The organism is Wolbachia endosymbiont of Armadillidium vulgare str. wVulC (genome assembly GCF_001027565.1).
Lineage (GTDB): Bacteria > Pseudomonadota > Alphaproteobacteria > Rickettsiales > Anaplasmataceae > Wolbachia.
In genome coordinates, this window is sequence record NZ_ALWU01000001.1 from 136,904 (window position 1) to 158,755 (window position 21,852).

Annotated in this window: 13 protein-coding genes, 1 tRNA gene and 7 pseudogenes; 11 read left to right on the forward strand and 10 right to left on the reverse strand. The window is 33.8% G+C overall.

Features of this window, described 5'->3' with window-relative positions:
- Positions 1 to 93: 93 nt before the first annotated feature.
- From mnmA to wVul_RS08100, 7 genes and pseudogenes are all read left to right on the forward strand, one after another.
- Entirely contained in the window at positions 94 to 1,206 is a 1,113-nt protein-coding gene (gene mnmA, locus wVul_RS00650; protein WP_047758746.1) for a tRNA 2-thiouridine(34) synthase MnmA, read from the forward strand.
- Between the two features lie 105 nt (positions 1,207 to 1,311).
- On the forward strand, positions 1,312 to 2,529 hold the full coding sequence (locus wVul_RS00655) for a WD1261 family protein (protein ID WP_047758747.1): 1,218 nt from the start codon (positions 1,312 to 1,314) through the stop codon (positions 2,527 to 2,529).
- 65 nt (positions 2,530 to 2,594) lie between these two features.
- Positions 2,595 to 3,101: an inorganic diphosphatase gene (gene ppa, locus wVul_RS00660; RefSeq protein ID WP_047758748.1), complete on the forward strand. Its 507-nt coding sequence runs from the start codon at positions 2,595 to 2,597 to the stop codon at positions 3,099 to 3,101.
- A gap of 99 nt (positions 3,102 to 3,200) precedes the next feature.
- Positions 3,201 to 3,294, forward strand: a tRNA-Ser gene (locus wVul_RS00665).
- Positions 3,295 to 3,503: 209 nt separating this feature from the next.
- Positions 3,504 to 3,848: pseudogene (locus wVul_RS00670) on the forward strand (IS110 family transposase); the annotation flags it as partial.
- Positions 3,849 to 3,890: 42 nt separating this feature from the next.
- Positions 3,891 to 4,110 (forward strand): annotated as a pseudogene (locus wVul_RS08095) (IS481 family transposase); the annotation flags it as partial.
- A 39-nt stretch (positions 4,111 to 4,149) separates the two neighbouring features.
- A pseudogene (locus wVul_RS08100) lies at positions 4,150 to 4,448 on the forward strand (hypothetical protein); the annotation flags it as partial.
- A 572-nt stretch (positions 4,449 to 5,020) separates the two neighbouring features.
- Here wVul_RS08100 and wVul_RS00675 read toward each other — a convergent pair.
- A pseudogene (locus wVul_RS00675) lies at positions 5,021 to 5,836 on the reverse strand (Mur ligase domain-containing protein); the annotation flags it as partial.
- Positions 5,837 to 5,853: 17 nt separating this feature from the next.
- Between wVul_RS00675 and wVul_RS00680 the strand changes: the two are divergent.
- Entirely contained in the window at positions 5,854 to 6,522 is a 669-nt protein-coding gene (locus wVul_RS00680) for a septal ring lytic transglycosylase RlpA family protein (RefSeq protein WP_047758750.1), read from the forward strand.
- A 333-nt stretch (positions 6,523 to 6,855) separates the two neighbouring features.
- Here wVul_RS00680 and wVul_RS10390 read toward each other — a convergent pair.
- Positions 6,856 to 6,952: pseudogene (locus wVul_RS10390) on the reverse strand (WPE palindromic element domain-containing protein); the annotation flags it as partial.
- 364 nt (positions 6,953 to 7,316) lie between these two features.
- On the opposite strand from wVul_RS10390, the gene wVul_RS00685 reads away from it, so the two are divergent.
- Both wVul_RS00685 and wVul_RS09630 read left to right on the forward strand, forming a co-directional pair.
- Entirely contained in the window at positions 7,317 to 9,146 is a 1,830-nt protein-coding gene (locus tag wVul_RS00685; protein ID WP_047758751.1) for an AAA family ATPase, read from the forward strand.
- Positions 9,147 to 9,168: 22 nt separating this feature from the next.
- Positions 9,169 to 9,529 (forward strand): annotated as a pseudogene (locus wVul_RS09630) (IS4-like element ISWosp2 family transposase); the annotation flags it as partial.
- Here the strand turns inward: wVul_RS09630 and wVul_RS08110 are convergent.
- The 7 genes and pseudogenes from wVul_RS08110 to wVul_RS00720 form a co-directional block, all read right to left on the reverse strand.
- Positions 9,515 to 9,909: pseudogene (locus tag wVul_RS08110) on the reverse strand (DUF6444 domain-containing protein); the annotation flags it as partial. The pseudogenes wVul_RS09630 and wVul_RS08110 overlap by 15 nt on opposite strands.
- A 227-nt stretch (positions 9,910 to 10,136) precedes the next feature.
- Positions 10,137 to 11,429, reverse strand: a complete 1,293-nt coding sequence (locus wVul_RS00695; protein WP_047758753.1) for a cbb3-type cytochrome c oxidase subunit I — start codon at positions 11,427 to 11,429, stop codon at positions 10,137 to 10,139.
- A gap of 395 nt (positions 11,430 to 11,824) precedes the next feature.
- The gene (gene ubiA, locus wVul_RS00700; protein ID WP_047758754.1) at positions 11,825 to 12,691 is read right to left on the reverse strand and encodes a 4-hydroxybenzoate octaprenyltransferase; all 867 of its coding nucleotides are present in this window, start codon (positions 12,689 to 12,691) and stop codon (positions 11,825 to 11,827) included.
- Between the two features lie 3 nt (positions 12,692 to 12,694).
- Positions 12,695 to 13,045: a ribosome-binding factor A gene (locus wVul_RS00705; RefSeq protein ID WP_047758755.1), complete on the reverse strand. Its 351-nt coding sequence runs from the start codon at positions 13,043 to 13,045 to the stop codon at positions 12,695 to 12,697.
- Between the two features lie 9 nt (positions 13,046 to 13,054).
- On the reverse strand, positions 13,055 to 15,376 hold the full coding sequence (gene infB / locus wVul_RS00710) for a translation initiation factor IF-2 (RefSeq protein ID WP_047758756.1): 2,322 nt from the start codon (positions 15,374 to 15,376) through the stop codon (positions 13,055 to 13,057).
- 4 nt (positions 15,377 to 15,380) lie between these two features.
- Positions 15,381 to 16,937 (reverse strand): transcription termination factor NusA, encoded by a 1,557-nt coding sequence (nusA, locus tag wVul_RS00715; protein ID WP_047758757.1) that lies wholly within the window; start codon positions 16,935 to 16,937, stop codon positions 15,381 to 15,383.
- Positions 16,938 to 17,024: 87 nt separating this feature from the next.
- On the reverse strand, positions 17,025 to 20,099 hold the full coding sequence (locus wVul_RS00720) for an efflux RND transporter permease subunit (protein ID WP_179943846.1): 3,075 nt from the start codon (positions 20,097 to 20,099) through the stop codon (positions 17,025 to 17,027).
- Between the two features lie 161 nt (positions 20,100 to 20,260).
- Between wVul_RS00720 and wVul_RS00725 the strand changes: the two genes are divergently transcribed.
- Complete coding sequence (locus wVul_RS00725) at positions 20,261 to 20,938, forward strand: hypothetical protein (protein WP_047758759.1); 678 nt, start codon at positions 20,261 to 20,263, stop codon at positions 20,936 to 20,938.
- Between the two features lie 48 nt (positions 20,939 to 20,986).
- Here wVul_RS00725 and wVul_RS00730 read toward each other — a convergent pair whose 3' ends face one another.
- A complete protein-coding gene (locus wVul_RS00730; protein WP_047758760.1) occupies positions 20,987 to 21,724 on the reverse strand; it encodes a type I glutamate--ammonia ligase in 738 nt (245 codons plus the stop codon).
- Between the last annotated feature and the right edge of the window lie 128 nt (positions 21,725 to 21,852).

The following is a 21,852-nucleotide window of genomic DNA, read 5'->3' on the forward strand; positions in this document are numbered from 1 at the left end:
ATCATCTACTATGTAAATTTCTCCCAAATCAAAACGTTTGCACAGTTGTATGTTAGAATGACACAAGATTTGCGTTTATAAATTAAGGCGATTATGCTAAAAGAATTTGAAATTGAACCTTTGTTAAAAGATAAAGCTCCGCATCAAACTAAGGCTGTTGTTGCAATGTCTGGTGGAGTTGATAGCTCCGTTGCTGCAGCACTGCTATATAACTTTGGGTACCAGGTGATAGGTGTGACTCTTCAACTCTATGGCACCGACGGTAATGCTAACGCAAGAAAAGGTGCATGCTGCGCTGGACAGGATATTTATGATGCCAAATACGTGGCTGAAAGTGTTGGCTTTCCCCACTATATTTTAGACTACGAGGAAATATTCAAAAAGGAAGTAATAGAGGATTTTGCGAGTACCTATATGCGTGGGGAAACTCCCATACCATGCGTAAGATGTAACCAAACAGTAAAGTTTCGTGATCTATTGCAAGTTACAAAAAATCTTGGTGCGGATGTGCTCGTAACAGGACACTATGTGAGAAGGTTAGAAAAAAATGGTGAGGTAAAGTTGTGCAGAAGCATTGATAAAAGTAAAGATCAAAGTTATTTTTTGTTTGCAACTACTGAGGAGCAGTTAAAGCTTTTGCGATTTCCACTAGGTGGGTTCTATAAAAGTGATATAAGAAAATTAGCAAAATATTTCAGCTTACAAATTTCTGAAAAGCCGGACAGTCAAGATATATGCTTTGTTTCCGAAAGCTATAGTAAAACAATAGCTAAATTAGCTCCACAATCTGTACAGAAAGGAAAAATTGTGGATGTGAATGGAAAAGTGCTAGGTGAGCATAGTGGCATAGTGAATTTTACAGTAGGGCAAAGAAAAGGCTTAGGTGTTGGGTACAGTGAACCTCTTTACGTGATAAAAATTAATACAGAGAATAATGAGGTTATAGTAGGCCCGATCAACGCGTTAATGCAAAAAAAGATATTGATCAAAGAGTTAAATTGGTTAGAACAACCAAAGGAAGGTATGGAAGTAACTGTGAAGCTGAGATCATCACATGCGGGAAGTTTAGCAACAATACACTCAACTGACGAAAAAAATAAAGCCTGTGTCATTTTAAACGACGATTACTTTGGCATCAGTCCAGGTCAAGCCTGTGTAGCGTATAAGGGCGAACAAGTTATTGGTGGAGGGTGGATATGCTCTTAATTTGGTAGCTTAATTTTTTAATGCAGAGTGTAAACGTACAATAATATTTATTGCTATTTTATCCTATATACCACAAAGGTAATTATTATATTGTGGACTAGAGGGATGGTTAAAGAAGTTGAAGAATTAATAAAAATTGTTGGTAAAGGCAATTTATTAGAGGCCTTGTTTATTTTTTTAGGCAATTTTCAACATGCTAACTTAACTGGTAAAATAGACCACAGAAACCATATTGGTTTGTCTTCATTCGTTAGAAAAAAAGAGGAATCATTAGATAAATATTTTAACTTACAATTTAGTCTACAAGGGTTGTTCTTAATTTATACTCAAGCTTATAAAATTTTAAGCAGAAGTAATAATCTGAGCACTCAAGATATCATAGATGAAATATATAAAGTTATTAAGGAGTCTGAGTTAGGTAAAGACATACACGAAATAGTAGATGGAAGAAAATTAGATTTACTTAACGTTTTGGCAAATCCAAAGAGAGAATCAATATTTAAAACAGTAGAAGATTTTGAAAATAAGGTACTTATTGATGTTAGAAAGTTACTAAGTGAAGAAAATGCATTAAACGAATATGACAGAGAATTTGTATTAAATAAGTGCATTATCAGCAGCTATTATTCCATCCACAATATAAAAGTAGATAAAGATGTAGCATTGTTGTTTTCCATAGGTAGTCACTATAAAAAACTTTCATCATCTAACAAAACAGTAAAAAGAGAAGTATTAGAGCTAGTTGGGAGTCCGTTAATATTATTCTTAACTAAAATATTAGGATGTATCGATTTACCAAATGAGAATGGACCTACTAAATATACGCTGAACCGTGAAAAGATAGGTGGAGTAAACAGAACATTTAACATATTGGCAAATCAGAATAATCAAGATTTTTTAACCTTTAAAAGCATCGGCCCAATCTTGAAGCAATTGCTAGAAAAGCAAAATAGTAATAAATTTGAAGAAAGAGTAACAGATCTGAGAAATATACGCTACTTAGCTCCGCAAGAAAGGGGTGAGTATGTATTAGGTAGTAACAATAAACAAAAAGGAGGGTATAAAAACACGTTCTGTAAACTAGCTTTAGGTATGTTTATATTATCTGTTGGATTATATGCTGCTGACTATTTCCTTATGAAACAAAGGTTATTCAACTCAATAACAAATACTATACCACAAGCTAATCTGATGGTTGCTGCAGTACTCACTATTGTAATAGTATATGCTTTATTTCAACTACTGAAACCACCGCAAGAACCACCGCTTTCAATAATCAATGGAGCGACAAACGAGAACTTGATGCAGCATCATGTAAAATAAGTTTATAAATGTAGCAACTTCAAGGTACATATTGTATAATACTCACTCCTGATAAGAGGTAATTTATGGACTTAAGCAAAATAACGATAAAGCCAGATGCAATAAGTGTAGTAATTGAAATAAGTGCAAATGCTGAACCTGTAAAGTATGAATTTAACAAAGAGCTCGGGCTATTACAAGTTGACAGATTTTTGTCTACGTCAATGACTTATCCTTGCAATTATGGATTTGTACCAAACACCTGTGCAGGTGATGGAGATCCTGTGGATGTTTTGGTGCTAACTCAATTTCCTTTAGCGCCCGGGGTTTTGATATCGGTGCGTCCAGTAGGTGCATTACTAACTCAGGATGAAAAAGGAGAGGATGAAAAAATATTAGCTGTGCCTATCTCCAGTGTTGATAGCTATTATGACAATATAAAGAACTATTCTGACTTACCTAAAAACCTACTAGATAAAATTGCTCATTTCTTCTCTCATTATAAAGATTTAGAAAAGGGAAAAACGGTAACAGTTGGAGAATGGGCTGATGTAGAAAAAGCAAAAAAAATCATTGAAAAAAGTAGAAATTAGTTTGCATTAGAGCTGCTTAGAAAAATATTGTTGTTTTTAATATTGCAGTTAAAAGCATTAGACAGGCAGTAAAGGTCTTGATATTATAGTAATTAATTTGGAAGGGTGGCCGAGCGGCTGAAGGCGGCGGTTTGCTAAACCGTTATACGATTGAAAAGTCGTATCGAGGGTTCGAATCCCTCTCCTTCCGCCACTATGTCAAATTTCTGTACTCAATTGAGTGTTAATTATTTTTAACCATAAAAAATATTCAATTTTTGCGGTAGGTCTTACGTCTCCAACTATCTAAATTAGTTCAATATATCAAAGAAAAACAAACTGTTTCGAAAATTTTAACCACTATGTAGCAAATTTCATTTGATTAATAAAAAATATAATCTAAGTTCTATTTAATTTGATTGCAGCCCAGGTAATAAAATCACTGGAGAAAAAGTGTTTAGCACAAGAACTCGTAAGGTTAAGAATCGTGCTGCAGATGCTTTCAGAATGGCTGCTCACTGTGTATCAAAAAGCAAAAGTGGAATGGGTGCATATTGTAGAAGATTAAAAAAGCACCTAGGAGCACCAAAAGCAATTACTGCTACTGCAAGGAAAATAGCATGTATCTTTTATAGTATGTTGAAGTATGGACAAGAATATGTAGAAAGAGGAATAGATTATTATGAAACACGTTACAAAGAGAAAGTTGTAAAAAATTTAATCAAAAAGGCACAGGAATTCGGTTATATCTTAGTTCAACAGGAATAACTAATGGGAAGTTTCTTAGAAGAAGATGAATGTTACAATATTATCTTTAGGAAAAAGATTTATAGTACTTTGGAAGAGCTTCAGTTAGATGTTGATCATTGGTTGCATTCTTACAATAGAGCTAGACCTCATTCTGGTAAGTATTGCTATGGCTATGCAGACCTTTTTTGACAGTATGCATATTGCCTACCAAAAAAATATTGATAACATTAGAACAGATTCTGATATCGGTTTTGACTTCGTCGATTCTTCTGTCAGTTAATTCATGCCTGTCAGATTAAGTCTGGACTATTACAGCTTAGCAAGTTTTGTAAAACTTACAGAGTCAAGAGGAATGAAAGTTTTAAAAAACAATGTATGCTGCAATCATAATAGTTTGGTAGTAACCGAGAGGTACTTTGCTGATAAAAAAAGGCAAATCTTTGGAAATTTTTGGATGATCCTGCTGCTGACGTGCTGAACGGCAAATACGACATTATGTTGTTTACCGCAAAAATTCATATTTTACACAATCGAAACAGGAACTTGAGCAGATAATTTCGTTATACTTAACATGGAAACGAAGGGCCTTTTCACAATCTTCTATCTATCATTTCTTAAACCTCTCCCCTGAACAGATACATATTATTAGTAGTATTATGCATTTCTTTACCACCACTATTAGTTTAGAGCCAATTTTCAACGCTTAGCAATAACCTGAAATCCTGTAATATATAACATTTTTTTAGCAATCTTATCCCACTTTCAATAAACAATGATATTTTAAAAAGGACGTCCACTAGTCTAATTAAAAGGGGATAGACTAACAACAGAAAAAATTGTGTAAAATATCTTTGATACACAACTAGTTTGGTACTATGTCAATTAAACATAAGGCATTTCAAATTCCAACTTTCTTTCAAATAACTGTTTCTTGCTGTTTTTGTGCCTCAAAAAAATTTAGCTTACTTTTGCGCTAGTTCGTTCAAATAGCATTAGTACGATTTACTTTTTTTGGGATGTAGAGATTTTCTAGGGATTGTCTTTTTGAATTCTATAGTATTTTGTTCAACATTGAAACGAGAGTCCAGTTTCAAGCATTGAAGAGACGAATCAAGAGCTGCTTTTGCCTCATTACTCTTAATTATTCGAGTAGTTGGCAATCTAATCAAGTTATTTTCGTTTATACTAATCAGCACATCAAATTCTATGCTATTATTGTGTTGTTTGATATTGCTAGCCCTAATCTTACCGTTTCCAAACCCAAACGTTACAGAATTACTTTCATTATAGTCAATGTCCAAAAAATCAGGTAAAACTGCAAAATCCGCGTTGTTTGCAAATTGAGAAAATGCATTTTTGATGTCGTTAAATGTACCGTAATGGTCTATATGGTCGTCATTAATACTTGTTACAACAGCAATATTTGCAGGAATTTTTAACATAGTTCCATCAGACTCATCAGCCTCGATTAAGAAAATGTCACTCTTGCCAAATTTTGAATTACTCTGATAGGAATTTAATATTCCTCCCACAACTACAGTGGCGTCAGTCCCATAATGATCAAAAATGGAAGCAATCATAGCTGTTGTTGTTGTCTTGCCACTTGAACCCGAAACCGCTATCACATATTTACCTTTCATAATTTCAGCAAGCATATCTGACCTATGTAAAACGGTCTTATTGTTATTTCTTGCTTCAACTAGCTCCACATTATCAGGTTTTATTGCAGAAGAATGTACGACTATTTGAGCTTGTCTAATGCTACTGGCATCGTGACCAATATAGACCTCTATACCTAGTTTTTGTAACCTATCTATATTGTCGTTTAATCGCGTATCACTGCCTTGAACTTTATAACCGAAATTGTGAAGAATTTCAGCGATTGCGCTCATTCCTATTCCACCTATACCGATTATATGTATTACTTCTTTTTTAGTTCTGTGCATATTTGGCAGTAGACGTTTACTTATTACTAAATTTATTATAGTATAATTTAAAATCCTCATGGCTTTCACTAAATACAATGATAAAAAACCTAGCCTTTCCATGCCTAATATTCATTTTGATGAGCAGTTGTAGTTTTAGCAACAGGTATAATCAGACTGCAGGTCATTATAAAATTGGCAATAGCTATACAATAAATGGTATCATTTATCATCCAAAATACTGTAAGTGTTACGAAGAAGTAGGAATAGCGTCGTGGTATGGAATAGAAGATCATGGGACACTTACAGCAAACGGTGAAGTGTTTAACCGTCACTTGATTTCTGCAGCGCATAAGACTTTACCCCTACCCTGCTTTGTTCGTGTTACTAACTTAGAAAACAAAAGAAAGCTTGTTATAAGAGTGAACGATAGGGGGCCGTTTGTTGAAGGTAGAATAATAGATCTATCAGAAAAGGCAGCACAAGTTTTAGGACTTCATAAGTCTGGGCTTGCAAAGGTAAAAGTCGAGTACCTAAGAAAGAGGTCAGAACAATTGATACAAAATACTCCTCATTACAAAAGGCAATATGAAAAAGAAATGCAGAAACGTCACCCAAAACAAAATAGTGCAGAAAGCAAGGGATATGTCGCATTTTTTGTAAACGCTCAGGCTGCTAAATTAGCTGCATCAAAGCTTCGTAATCAAGGAATAAAAAATGTTAGATTGCTTTTTAAGAACAATCAATATTGCATAAAAGTAAGTTAAAACCTGCAGTGCATAGTATGCCAAAAACTCCTTGACAAACTTTTTCACTTTCCTTATTATATCAATGAGAGTATTTATCCTTGTTTTTGGGCTCAACGACAAAATTCAGTAAAAAAACTCAGATATTTATTGGCAAATTACATAAAATTATAGCGGCTGCATGTCTTTTTTATTTTTTCTACATTCAGCCAAATCGCGCTTAAAATAAGCGTTAGCACATTATTACAATGCCAATTTAAATTATTATAGGGTCAAAACTCGCTATACGGGGGTTTTTTTATCTTTTTTTATTTAGTAAATTTCTTAATATTTATAGCTAAAAGAACCTAAAAGAGGTGTCATTCCAGTGCTTGACACTGGAATCCAGTTTCTATTTGGTGCGCTCATTTAAAGTGAAGTTGTTTTCTAGATCCCAGTGTCTGGGCACTGGGATGACAACGAAGGGGCTACTTGAATGACAACGAAGGGTTATTTGGATGATAGCCGTACTTGATCTGGATTCCAGTGTCAAGCACTGGAATGACAGAAAAAGGAGTACTCCCAAAGGGGCTATTGTGTGACATTCCACTATGTCATTCCAGCACTTGATGCTGGAATCCAGTTCTTATTACCTGATCAGCCTTCTGGATCCCAGTACTGGGATGACAATGAAGGTCTACTTGAATGACGAAAAAGGGGTGAATGACCGAACCACTATTCACAATCCCAATTATTACCTTATTTAAAATAAATATTGACTTTTTATTATAGCTATATAATAATTAAATATATTACTTAAGATTAAAGATAAGATTATGACAAGTGATCAATTACTAGCAAAAGTACTCAGTATAATTAACGATAAGGCAGATTTAAATGAAGATAATATAATTCAGGAAATACAAGAAGAACTAAAGAAACAGGATCAAGATCTATATGAAGAGTGGAGAAAAGTTGGATTTGATGTAAATCATTTATTTAGTCAAAAACTTAATGAAGAGTGGAGAAAAGCTGTATTTGATTTAAATCATTTATTTAGTCAAGAACTTACATTGTTGCACGTAGCTGCTAGAGGTGGCTTTGAAAACGTAGCAAAAGTCCTGGTAGCAGCAGGAGCTGATGTTAATAAGAAAGATAGTAAGCACAAGAAGTTTCCTTTACATTTAGCTGCTGAAAATGGTCATGCTGAAGTAGTAGAATTTTTCTTAAATAAAGGGATAAGTGTTAATGTAATGGATAAAGAGGGCAATACTCCTTTGCATTATGCTGCAGATAATGGAAATAGAAAAACAATATCAATTCTAATAAGAAAAAATGCAGATCCTTGGTTAAAGAATTTTCATGATAAAACTCCAGTGGATATTTATGCATCCAAGCATCCTAATGGCTCTGGATACTTAATTCAGCTGAAAAAAGCGAAAATTCAAGGTTATATCGTTTTTTGCTCAATGTCGTTGTTAGGCGCTGCTATGGCAACATCAATTGCTGCGATTAATGTAATTGCATCTGATGTGCCTGTATTAAAGGTGTTGTTGTATGTAAGTATTTTGTATGCATTTGCATCTATAGCTAGATATATTACGTACAAAGTGGCTGAACTGAATGCTAAAAATGAGATTGAAGAAGATCAAGATTTAGACATAATAAATGTTGAAAAAGTGAGTGATGAAAAAAAATCGGTTAACAAAGCAACACACTCAAAAGAATTAGATGGTCTTGTTCGTGCAATAAAAGGCTCTTCTAGAATAGAGATAGTTGATCCATACAAGCAGAAAAAAGTAACACTTGATGATGTTATTGTTTCAGAGAAAGTAAAAGAAGAGTTAAAAATGATTTGTGGTCATATATCAGAGAAGAAGAAGCAAGCTCTTGAAATGTTAGGTTGCAAGATGCCAACAGGCTATATTTTATATGGTCTACCTGGGAATGGTAAAACTCTTATTGCTCGTGCAATTGCATGTGAAGCTAATGCTAAATTTATTAGCGTTTCTGGATCTGAATGTATGCAAAAATATGCTGGACACAGCGCACATTACATAAAAGATCTTTTTGAAAAAGCGAGAGAAAATGCTCCTTGCATAGTCTTTATAGATGAAATAGATGCTGTTTGTACAAAACGTAGTAATAGTGGACGAAGTAATGAAGAACACAACCGAATTGTAAATCAGTTTTTACACGAGCTTGATGGTTTTAATCCTATGGAAGGCGTGACAGTGATTGCTGCAACTAATCGTCTAGACAGTTTAGATGAAGCGGTGATTAGACCAGGTCGCCTCTCTAAACACATTGAAATTTCTTTACCAGATAAGAGCCTACGTGAAAAAATATTGACTCTTTATATGAAGGGAGTACCAATGGCATCAGATGTAAATCTGGCAGAACTTTCAGATAAAACTAATGATTTTTCAGGAGCTGATCTAGAAAATTTGGTAAATGAAGCAAAATTTCATGCTATAGATCAGATCTACAAAGAAGAGTCAGAAGATGAACCAAAAATAACAGTGACCATGGATGATTTTAATAATGTACTTAAAGATCTTAAATCTAAAAAGGTTGAGAATGAGCAAGCGGATAGTAAGATGGAGTTGTTGAACAATATTGAGAATTTTATAAATTTGAGCAAAACGCTTAATAAAAGTGCATAGAAAACAAAAGGATTAGCAAGATGCAAAAGGCATTATAATGCATACAGCTCTTGCTGTACAGAAAGTCTAGTTCTAGGGATACTGAATCAAAAAGTTTATTCGAGACCTGAAGAAATGACAAACCTTCAAAGAACCAATTATGACTTTTTTGAACTTGCACATAACCTTAATTCAGCAGTACTCGTGAGAGCTAGCAAAGATAGAACAGTAAATAAAAAATCTAGATATCCTGAACAAGGCGAAAAGAAGTTATGGGAAATCTTTTCGCCTTGTAGGTACAATAGAAGTTGAAATTCCTGCAAAAGATAAAAAGAACAGCAAATTTAGAAGTTAGGTTTGGAAGCTTCATGATGAATCCATCTAAAAATAACATTAGGCATAAATTTGCTACTTTTTCTTTTTCCGCATCTCCGACAACCTAATTGATATTCCACTATATAAGGCTTGATTTCCAACTTTTTGATGAATGTACGGTTTTTGCCATCTCTCCTTCGCATTTGCAAGTAGGTAACTTTTACCACCTCATCTGCATCCATTTTGGCACGAAAACTTCCTTTGTGCCCAACCTGACCACCTATACTCTTTTCACTTTTTGGCTTGCCCTTTTTTATTTTGTATAACTCTTTTGAGCTGGGAATTGATGAATTTTTAGAATTTAAACCTAGCTTTTCCTTTAATTGAGCGTTCTCAGAGCTTCATTTTCTGCTTTTAAATTTTCTATCTCTATTTTTAAGTTTTCGCAGAGTTCTAAAACATCAACCATATTACCTCACAGCTACTCTATGATTAGTCTTTTTTGTCTACCTTGTTTCACCGCTACCCTGAACAGACACTTGAGGCCCAGGATGAAAATAATGGATCAGCCACCAAGCCCTAAGCGCGCTAGCTCTCGACCCTACTACAGGTCAAAAACAAGTTTTAATACCCTTAGGGCTATGGTAATGGAGTTGGCGGAGTTTGTAAAGCAATTTTTAGTTTTGTTTCTATGGGTCAGTTGGTACGCGCTTTGCCTTTAAGCAGATGTAAAAGCACAACTATTACGAATAACATTCCACCAATAACTGATATAGCGCCACCCGTAATAAAACAAGCACGTGCCAACATCGATGAAATACTTGGCAGATCTGCAACTTTTCTTAAGGCACCATACCCACCAAGCCAAACAAGGCCAGTAATATGGAGAAAATGTCCCAAGCTGTATGCATAAATCTGCCATTTTATGCTAGAGTTTTTTACTTCTTGAAAGTTTAATTTAGGTAATAGCCAATAAATGAAATTCATAAAAGCTATAGTGATTCCAACCACAGAACCATGATAATGAGCAGGAATTGTGACATTGCCTTCAATAGTTAGCACTCCAAGCACACCTCCATAGATGAACAATACAAACGAATGAAGCAAATAATTGCCCTTATCATTGAGTAGGGTCTTTATATTGCGATACACTAGTATTATTAGGAAGCACGGCAGAACTGCTCCAGCAATTCTCATATGCCAAGTAAAGAACTGTACTAACTCAGCACTATCCACTGTATAAACAAAATATGTAAACGGTGCACCTACAGCCAAGATTGTGTTGATAAATAGCGGTAAAATTTTATTGCTTGAGGCCAGACTGGCACTGGAATTCAGCATGATTAAATACACTAAAAACATTGCTTGAGCAAACGCAAATTGCAGCAAATGTCCAGCTCCCCAAAAGAGATATTCATAAAATAAATTCTTATCTGAGTGATATATATCTGTTGGCATATTATTATATGCTAAAACAAAGCAAAGAAATGATGAAACAAGTATAATAACTAGCCCAATCTGTCCCACATAGAGGTATGAGGTTTGCTTATTTGACATATATGCAAGAACTGCATTTATTAATACGCTGACAATAAATAAACTTAGTCCGAGTAAAAATAATTTGTTTTGTAACACAGGAATATAGTTACTTTTGATAACCTCAGTGTTTGGAACAAATGCAGATATAAACATCAGCAGCATAGAAAGGGTTGATAGAACCCATAGGAAGCTAAACCAATTATTGGTGTTTTGTAGGTTAATGATAAAAAGCAGAGATATTATGGAGCACATCCACACCAAAATTGATAAATTTACGTGTATCACCAGCGCATTATCAAAAATATATTGTGCAGAAGGAACGAAGGAAGAAATAAAAGGCAATCGTAAAAAAATAACAATTATTGACAGCAATCCAGAACAAGCAAGAGCACATACTGCCAAAAATATCCATTGTTTGCAAGTTGTGGCGTTATTTTGTATGTTGAGCATGGTCTTTCTTACTTCTGATTGCTATAATACAATACAGGATGAATTTTTCAAATTGATTAGTGTTTCCATGTGTGATTCAAATGACATTACAACAATCCATTGCTCTGTCTAACCAATTTTAATACACGCTCAAAGCACTTTTTTTATTTGCCTGAGGCTTCTCACTCCATTTTTTAAAGTAGTCGTAGCAACTGCACCATTTTGGAAACTCTTTTGGTTCACTGACAACCGCTTTTCAAGACATTTAAGAATCCACAAAATACATCATAAGTCTTTTTGGTTTTGTTTTTTCTACAGAACTCTACTTAGGTTTTTCCCTAATTATGTCACTTTGTTCTCATAATTTATATACTCTATCTCCTGCTTTATTCCTTTCTTGAGATCATGTACAGGTTCTAAAAAGTAGAATTTACAATTCTATCTAAAAGAATACCGAAGAAGAGCAAAAGTCCTACCTGGGAATTATTTTTAAATATGAACATGCATTGACTGGAATCGTCAGGATTGAAATTTTTGTGTTGGTTGTAAAATATGAACCCTATAGCAAGTAGAGCAATATAAAAGATGTTATTTAATGATGATAGTATACCAGCGTATAACCACGCCATTAAGGATATTAAGTAAAATCTTTTCAACCAAGATTTTGTTGTATTGCCAAAATATAATGCGGTAGATTTCATTCCGAGTTTTTCATCATCTTTTTTATCTTGATGAGCGTATACAGTGTCATAACTAAGTGTCCAAAAGACGCATCCTATATAAAATAGCAAGGATTCTATGCTAATCTGGTTTGTTATTGCTGCTGAGCCCATGAGTGATCCCATGTTAAAAGTAAACCCTAAAAACAATTGTGGCCACCAAACGTAACGTTTTAGTAATGGATAAACAACTACCATACACATTGAAACTATTCCAAGTATAAGCGTAGTTCTGTTAGTTAATAGTAAGATTAGCAGGGCAATAGACAGTAACAGTGAAAGTAGAACTAAAGCTTGCTTTATATTTAATGCACCACTTGCAAGTGGCCTATATTTTGTTCGTTCAACATGTGCATCTATTTCTCTATCGAATATATCGTTGATTATGCATCCTGCAGGTCTCATTAAGAATGCACCTATAGTAAACAAAATAAGGAGCAAAAAAGCCTGATATGATAGAAAAGTTGAAGCTAGCAGAATACCGCTCAAACTGGGAAATAGTACAAGCCATAAACCTGTTAAACTGTGTATTCTCATTAATGAGAAGTAATGGTTGAAATACATTAATTAAGTGTAATTACGTAATATTTTACTTACATTAACAAAATTATCGAATGCTAAATCAGGCTTGAAAACTAGCTCAGGTATAAACCGTAGGTCAACATAACGCAATATAGATTTGCGTATTGACCATGCAGATTGGTTCATTTCATTAATAACAGTGCTGATATCATCATTATCATTTTGGATGTTCAATGAAGATAACACAATATATACATCTGCTTTCTTCAAATCTTTGCTTAGCTTTACATCAGATACTACTACTTTTTCATTAAGCACATTACCTTCCATTAAGACTTTTGATATTGCCTTATGTAATACTGATGCTACTTTTAGGTTTCTAATTTCCTTTTTCATGTCCAGCTACTATAACGTTCTTTCTTCTTGCACTAATTGATAAGCTTCCAAAATATCTCCTACTTTAACATCGATATTACCCTCTAGCGATATTCCGCATTCAAAATTTACACCTACTTCTTTAACATCATCTTTAAATCTACGTAGTGCTTTTAACTTTCCTTCATGCAACAATTTGCCGCCACGCACTACCTTAATTAAAGAATCTTTTTTTATAATTCCATCAGTGACATAACATCCGATGATATTACCGGCTTTAGATGCATTAAATATTTGCCTTATAGATGCAGAACCAACACGAACCTCTCGTGTAACAGGCTTTAACATTTTAGTTAGATACATCCTCATGTCTTCAATAAGCTCATATATTATATTGTAAGTATGTATTTCTATACCTTTTTGTTTTGCTAATTCTCTTATTTTTGAGTCCACCCTTACATTAAAAGCTAAAATCACTGCACTTGATGCTTCTGCAAGCAGCACATCTGAATCTGTTACTCCCCCTACTGCTTTGTGTAGAATATTTAATTTCACTTGGTCTTTACCAAGCTTATCAATTGAGCTTGATATTGCTTCAATAGAACCAGTTACATCGCACTTTAAAACTACAGATAGTTCTGTTATTTCACCGTCATTACGACTGAATATATCTAAATTATTGTCGTCTGAATCTTCTTTCTTTTTCTTGAGCACTTCTAACCTGTATTCAACGATTTCACGAGCCTGCTTTTCAGAGTTTACAACAACAAATTTATCTCCAGCATTTGGTACACCATTTAGACCAGTGACTTCAACTGGAGTAGAAGGTAGTGCCACTTTTTCTCTTTGACCAAGGTGATTAACCATACTGCGTACTTTGCTGTATGTTGTACCAATTATCATTATATCACCAATCTTTAATGTTCCTTCTTCAACTATTAATGTAGCTGATATTCCTTTAGCTTTATCTATTTTGGATTCTATTACCCATCCAAGTGCTCGACAATCCTCTATCCCTTCTAGCGTCATTAATTCAGCGATTAATAAAATTGCCTCTTCTAGTTTATCTAAGTTGGTTTTCTTTTTTGCTGATACTGGCACAATTATAACATCACCACCAAGTTCTTCAGGGATTAGATCATATTGAGGCAAACTATTAATTATTCTTTCTACATCACCAGATTGTGATTTATCAATTTTATTAATGGCAACTATAATAGAGACATTTGCTGCTTTTGCATGGTTTATTGCTTCAACTGTTTGTTTCATGATTCCATCGTCAGCTGCAACTATTATTACAACTATATTAGTAATATTGGCACCACGTGCACGCATTTCAGTAAACGCTTCATGCCCTGGTGTATCAATGAAAGTAATTTTTTGCTTATTTTTTGTCGTCAATTGATAAGCACCTATGTGTTGAGTGATGCCACCTGACTCTCTTTCTGCAATATTAGATTCACGAAATGCATCGAGCAATGAGGTTTTACCATGATCCACATGTCCCATAAAAGTAACGATAGGTGGTTTGAGTCTTTTAGGTAAGTTTTCTCTGTTGCTTATGAAGAGTAAATTCTTTTCTTTGTCAGCATCACTTGCTCGTTTAGCCGTATGATTAAATTTTTCCACTATCTCAGATGCTATATCTGGATCCACCAAATCATCTACTCTATAACTCTCACCGACTTCTTCTTTGAACATTTTTAGCACACTCTTGCTATCTTCTGCCATACGAATAGATAACTCCCTGATAGTTATTTTGTCTGGTATAATAACTTCTCTTGATATATTTTTACCCTTAGTAAATTTTGACTTTCTACTTCTTATACCAAATCTTTGCTTAAATACAGGGAGTTGTTCAGTTTTTTCATCTATTGCCTGTGTAATGACTAGTTTAGAATGCTTAGAGTATATATCTTTGCTAGCTTTAAAAGACTTTTTATCATTATTCTCATATTCAATACTATCTTCTTTTTGTTCAACTGAGTTAGTATTACTTAAAATTTTCTTATTTATTTCTTTAGGCAAAGAGTCCGCTTCATTTTTATCTTCAACCTCTTTATGGCTGTCTTCTTTTATTGTTTTTTCTTTTTCTTCTCTCTGATTTCTTTCTTTCAGCAAAGCTGCATTCTGCACAGCATTAATGCGGGAAATTTGTTCTTTTTCAGTTAAAGAGCCTAATTTACTCTCGTCAAACAAATTATATTCTTCTGTAGAATGAATTTTTCTTCTTTTTTTTACTATTGTAGTACAAGTACTTAGATTAGCTAAAGAGTTTAAATTACTGTCCAATTTAAGCTTGCTTAAGCCTTGGATGGTCAATTTTTTATTACTGATATCTTCATTATTCATATGTTTATTCTATTAACCCAAGCTTTTTGCGTGCTTCTATGATTATTAAATCCGCTGTATCTTTTAGATTTTCTTTATTATTAGTTGAGGAAGAGAGTATGCTACAAAACTCATAATTTGATAAATCTGCTATGTCCTCTAAAGTTTTAATATTATGTTTACTAAGAGCAATTTTATTATCTATTGATAAGGTTAAGTTAATTACATCGTCTTCCATACCTAAATTTTTTAGCTCTTCTATTTTTCTATCATTCTCTGCTTTCAGGTAATTATTTGCTCTATTATGAAGTTCATTTGCAATATCTTCATTAAAGCCCTCTATTGAAGCAAGCTCCTTAATTGAAGTGTTAGATATATCTTCTACACTTGAAAAGCCTTCTGTTACCAATAACTGGCCCATAATCTCTTCTAAGTTTAAAGCTTCAGCAAATAAAGCTGAACATTGATTAAATTCTTTACTTCGCCTTTCTGATTCTTGCTGAATACCTAATATCTCAATTTTCCATCCAACAAGCTCTGAAGCTAATCTTACATTCTGACCCTTTTTTCCTATAGCTAAACTCAATTGATCTTCAGCAACTATTAACTCTATGCAATTTTCATTTTCATCAATAATGACCTTTGATACTTCTGCAGGAGTAATGGCTTTAATAACAAATTGACCCAAATCTGATGAGTAATGTATGACGTCGATTTTTTCACCGTTTAATTCGTGTATAATAGTTTTTATTCTATCTCCTTTAACTCCAACGCAAGCACCCACTGGATCGATATTCTTATCAGGTGAAAAAACAGCAACTTTAGATCTTGAACCAGCATCTCTAGCTATACTTTTAATTGTTATCAATCTCTCAGCAATTTCTGGTATCTCTTGATGCAACAATGCCTCTAAAAAACCTTCATGAGTCCTAGAAAGAATGACTTGACGTCCATCATCAGAGCGCTTAACAGACTGTATGTAAGCTTTTACTTTATCTCCTTCACGAAATGACTCGCCACCAATCAAGTTCCGCAAAGGAAGGTATGCCCCAATGCCATTTATGTCTATAATAAGATCTGAATATTCTACTTGTTTAACGATGCCATACCTCATTTCTCCTACCTTATCTTTAAATTCCTCATATTGCTTTTTTAACTCTGCCTCTTTAATTATTTGAGAAATCTTTTGTTGGGCAATCCTTGCTGAAACAAGATCAGTATCAAGAGAAATCAACTCACTAATAGTGTCTCCAACTTTTGCATCTCCTTTTTTTAACTTAGCTTGTGTCAACTTAATTAAGTCACATTCATTTTCTTTTGACTCATCATCAATGACTTTTAGTTGTCTATATGAGGTAACTTTGCCTGTGTTTCTATCTATATTGACTATAATCTTACTTTTGCTGCCATACTTTTGTTGAGCCACTGCTTCGATAGCACTTTTAAGTGCATTTATTATAATATCAAAATCTAAACCTTTTTGAAGTGAGAGCTCTCCTGCTGTTCTGATTACATCAAGGCTTCCAACTATGTTATTCTTGTTGCTTTTCTGCTTAACACTGCTTTTACGATTAGCAATCATATAAATAAATCCAATTTAATTAGTTATAATTATAGCTTCAACGGGCAAAGAACGCTATCTAAAATGTTAAATAGTTGCTAATTTAAGTCAAGCTTTTTCATATTTTTGTATGACGAGCAGCGCAGGAGTAAAGAATAAGGTTAAAATCGTTGCAGCCAATACTCCACTTGCTATGGTTGCTGAAATATCAACCCACCACTGGCTTGATGGAGCATCATATGTGATTTGCAACGTAAAAAAGTTGATATTCAATCTGGTAATCATTGGTATTAAGCCAAAAATTGTAGTTGCAACGGTAAGGAGTATTGGCCTGACACGAGAAATTGAAGCGTTTATTACACATTGCTTAATGCTGTTTTTGTGTACCTTAATTTGTTGATGAAAGGCATCAAGCAATAGTATGTTATTATTCACTATAATTCCTGCCAAAGCAATTATTCCCACTCCGCACATGACAATTACAAAAACTTGCTGAATAAGAAAGAAAACGAAAAATACACATGTTGTGGATAAAAATACTGCTGTCATTACTATAAATGTATAGTATATGTTGTTAAACTGTGCCACTAGCACTAATATCATTAATGTAATTGCTAATATAAAAGCCTTTAGTAAAAATGCTCCTGATTTTTGTTGATCTTCTTTGTCACCTTTAAAATCGATTCTTACTTCCTTGTTCCAATCTTGGCTAATAGAATTTTGAATGAGTTTTACTCTTTCATCAACAAGATAGCCAGTATCAATATCAGCAGAGATTGTCACTGTGCGTGATCCATCAATCCTACTTAGCTTGTTTGCCTTTTTTTCGGGAACATATTTTACTATGCTGCTCATAGAATACGGTCCATTTACTGTATTAATAAAGAGATTATTTATAGTCTTCATGCTGCGACTCTTTCTGGGAAAGCGTAGTACAATATCAATTTCTTCATCTGTGTTATTTGGTCTATATTTTCCAATTAATACTCCGTTTGTAGCCATCTTTATAAAATCGCCAATGGTTGCAACATTTACTCCAGAGCTTGTAGCCTTACTCTTATCAACACTCATGTTCCACTCTATTTCAGGCACTGATCTACTGTCTTGAATATTTATAAATCCGGATGAAGGTTGGTCCATGATTTTTAGGATTTTCTCTGCTACTGAATTCAAACTGGATGCACTTCCGCTTAAGTTAATTTGTATTGGCTTGTCAGCTGATGGTCCTGACTTTTGTTCCTGTACATCAATTATTACTCCTTTCATGTTTTGCACACTGCTCCTTATATCATTTAGTATTTGCTTAGCTTTGCGCCTGCAGCGCCAATCCACAAGTTCCAATTGAATTTTGGCAATAACGTTGTCTGAAAATATTCTCGATCTAGTATAAAAAACATAAATTTCTTTTTCAACACCCAGAATGCGTTCTTCTACTTCTTTAAGTATCAAATCTCGTTCTTTGGCTGATAAGCTTTCTTTTACTTTAACGCTGATTAAAATGTTATCTGAATCTACATCTGGAAAGAACTTCAACCCAGGACCAAAAGTAAAATATAGTATACTAGACAAAAATAAAGCAAACACAACAACACATACAAATTTTTTGGGGTGATCTAAGACTTTCTCTAACATACGTACATAAGTTCTTATTATAGGCCCAGTATTTTTTATCTCACCACTTTCTATAGCACTCATTCTTGTTATTTCTTTTTTTGAAGTTATCGAAGGCTTACCAAATATTGCACCAAGTGTTGGTATAAAAACTAAAGCCATAATGAGCGATCCAGTCAAAGTTAGAATTATTGTAATTGGTATGTACTGCATAAATTTACCGACCGTATCGGGCCAGAGTAACAGAGGGAAAAACACTGCTAATTTAGTCAATGTTGATGATAAAACTGGATAGAACATATCATGAACTGAGGTACAAAAAGCTTCTACTTTATCCATGCCACAAATCATCTTTCTATCAGCATATTCGCTGATTACAATTGCATCATCAACCAGCATGCCGACTGCCATAATTAGACTGAAGAGCACAACTATATTTAGAGTAATACCCATGAGGTAAAGAGCTATTATTCCCATGAGGAAGGAGCCAGGTATTGATAGTGCAACAAGAATAGCAGTCCTTGTTCCCATAAAGAGCATTATTATGGTTAATATTAGTAATACCGCAAATATTATACCGTTTTCCAAATCGTCAAGCACATCACGTACATTTTTTGACTGGTCATTTAAATAAACTACTTTTAAATTTTCAGGTAATTGATCTTTTGCTTTGTCCATTAAGTATTTTACTTGATTTACCGTGTCTATTATGTTTTTTCCATTACGTTTTGAAATCTCTAGTACAATGCTAGGTAGTCCATTAATACGAGCAAATCCTTGGCGATCCTCAAACCCAAGGTATACTTTTGCTATATCTTTGATTCTCAAAACTGCATCACTTTGAGATCTAATAGGAATATTCATAATATCTTCTATGTCTTTTAATAACCCTGATATTTTGATCGAATATTTACCGGTATCATTTTCTAGTGATCCGGCTCTCACCAATCTGTTGTTGTTTGATATAGCTTGAAATATCTCATTTGATTGAATGTTATATTTTGTTAGAACTGTAGGCTCAATTATAACTTCTACTGTTTCTTTGCGTATACCTGCTACTTCAACTTTGAGAACATTTGGCAGAAATTCTATTTCTTTCTTTAGTTTGCGCGCTATTTCAGTTAAAGCTCTTTCCGGCAAATTACCAATCAAGCCAACGTTTAGTATCGGAAATAAGCTCAAGTTTATTTCATTGATTATCGGAGATTCCGCTTCAATAGGTAACTTTGATTTTATGTTTGAGAGCCTTGAACGGACGTTATCAAGTACTTCTTTGGTATCATATTCTGTGCCAAACTTAATTATCATGTGAGCACCGTCATTAGTTGCAAGTGCCCTTAGCTCTCTCACGCCCTCAATAGACCTTAGTTCATTTTCTATTGGAATAGCTAATAACTTTTCACTATCCTCGACAGAAATACCAGGAAGCCCGACAAATATGCTGATTATAGGAATCTGTATATCAGGGTTGCTTTCTCTTGGCATTTTTATATAAGTGTATGAGCCGAAGGTAAAAATCAATATGAGCAATAATATTACTGTTCTATTCCTCTCTACAAGTAAGCTTTTCATGCCAGACATTATACGCATTTATATCATATTATAGCTAAGATAAATTATATATTAATTAATTCTTATACAGTTTTATGTAAACGATCAAAATTTTTACAGATTTGCAAGCATAAGAAAATTTCTATATAATATAACTTTAGCGTGGTATTTGAGGAGTTATTATGGTAGCAGTTCTAAGTGTAACAGAAGGCAAGAATAAAGTTATTGTATCTGGGTTGGTTGGTGCTTCATCAACTTTAGTATTTTTAACAGTGATTCACATCGCTGCAAAGATAGCCATTATGGTTACTGCTGCTGCAGTTACTTACGCATTACTTTCGTTGATTCATAAAGTAAAAGCTAGATCTGCTAAAACTCATGGTATATCAAAAGATGAAGGGTATGAAAGTGAAGAAAAAGATACCGTAGAAGAGCCAGAAAAAACTGAAGCTGAGTTAGAAGAAGAATTAAAAAATAAAAGAGCACAAGAACGCATGGAGAAAAGATTACTTGGTGGTCCTATAAACGCATTTGGCGAACCAATTCTTGATGAAATCAAGAACACTGAGTGCAGTCATTCTGTTAATTATACAAAAACTATGGCAGTACCTGACAAAATTGTTCTTGGTGAGCCAGATAATAAAACTTTTGCACAAAATAATTCTAGCTCTGTAAAGAATCAAATGAGATCTTTACCTGAACGCATAGATGTGTTTGGTAATCAAGTTTTTGGGCAGTCAACGGGCAACCTTACTAATAATACAGGGCTTAGATCTCAAAGTACGCAAAAACCCTCCCCTTCAGACTTGTTATTACAGTACGGAAATGTAGATAATGATGTGAGAAGAGTATTAGAATAATCAATTACCCAAAAGGGGTTTAACGGATTAGGATTTGACAGATAGTTGTTATATTAACCTCTCCATCTCATATTGAGGATCAGATGCAATGCCGTAGACTCTATCTGGCGGGGTAATTTTGTTCTCTATACCAAAAATTATACCTTCAATTATTGCTATAAGCACTTGTTCAAGGTTACAGTCTGCTCCGGGAACACGGTGCTCCAGTCGGCACCTTTTGAAATCGTTGCCAAAATAGGGAATTCTTATTGCAGCAGTTCTGTTATTTACTCCCCAACTAATCGTAGTTGGAGTATGAATATCTGGGTGTTGAAACCTTAAATATGATTCATCATTTGGAGCAAAAAACAACATATGTTTTTTCATCATTGAACATAATCCACCAATACTATGAATCAGGTAGTCACTATATTTTTGCTCGTTGCTATAAAATAAGTTATCGTGATTTGAATTCACGAGATTAACATGCACATTTAATGCACTCCCTGCTCTATCCAAATAGGGCTTTGCTTTAAAACAAACATTTCCACCAAGTTTTTGTGCTACTTCAGTAAGTAATTGTTTTGCTAACTCAAAATGCTTAATTAAATTATCGGAATTCGTATAACAAACACTTTTTATCTCATATTGATTTATAGAACTCTCTTTCTCACAAAAAAATCCAAGTGAAGCTATTTTATTTTTGATGCTACTCAGAAATAAATATTCTTTTTTTATTCCCTCAGTGTAAAACTCCAGTTCAATACCGAATACAGTATGATGGCTCAAATTACTTAATATAATCACAAATTTACTTCAATAAATTTATATTAGATTAGCTATATTTATATGAATACTTTACTTATTTGCCAGTAAATTTAATATTTTATTTATACATAATGTATTACTGTTTTTAATAACATGCTTCTAATCCT

What these genes read in the sequence shown, in the direction of transcription:
- ubiA (WP_047758754.1), bottom strand. Translation starts at nt 12,691, where the DNA reads ATGTATTTCAACCATTACTTCTCATTAATGAGAATACACAGTTTAACA.
- wVul_RS00680 (WP_047758750.1), top strand. Translation starts at nt 5,854, where the DNA reads ATGATAAAAAACCTAGCCTTTCCATGCCTAATATTCATTTTGATGAGC.
- nusA (WP_047758757.1), bottom strand. Translation starts at nt 16,937, where the DNA reads ATGATTGCTAATCGTAAAAGCAGTGTTAAGCAGAAAAGCAACAAGAAT.
- wVul_RS00705 (WP_047758755.1), bottom strand. Translation starts at nt 13,045, where the DNA reads ATGAAAAAGGAAATTAGAAACCTAAAAGTAGCATCAGTATTACATAAG.
- ppa (WP_047758748.1), top strand. Translation starts at nt 2,595, where the DNA reads ATGGACTTAAGCAAAATAACGATAAAGCCAGATGCAATAAGTGTAGTA.
- wVul_RS00695 (WP_047758753.1), bottom strand. Translation starts at nt 11,429, where the DNA reads ATGCTCAACATACAAAATAACGCCACAACTTGCAAACAATGGATATTT.
- infB (WP_047758756.1), bottom strand. Translation starts at nt 15,376, where the DNA reads ATGAATAATGAAGATATCAGTAATAAAAAATTGACCATCCAAGGCTTA.
- wVul_RS00725 (WP_047758759.1), top strand. Translation starts at nt 20,261, where the DNA reads ATGGTAGCAGTTCTAAGTGTAACAGAAGGCAAGAATAAAGTTATTGTA.
- mnmA (WP_047758746.1), top strand. Translation starts at nt 94, where the DNA reads ATGCTAAAAGAATTTGAAATTGAACCTTTGTTAAAAGATAAAGCTCCG.
- wVul_RS00685 (WP_047758751.1), top strand. Translation starts at nt 7,317, where the DNA reads ATGACAAGTGATCAATTACTAGCAAAAGTACTCAGTATAATTAACGAT.
- wVul_RS00720 (WP_179943846.1), bottom strand. Translation starts at nt 20,099, where the DNA reads ATGAAAAGCTTACTTGTAGAGAGGAATAGAACAGTAATATTATTGCTC.
- wVul_RS00655 (WP_047758747.1), top strand. Translation starts at nt 1,312, where the DNA reads ATGGTTAAAGAAGTTGAAGAATTAATAAAAATTGTTGGTAAAGGCAAT.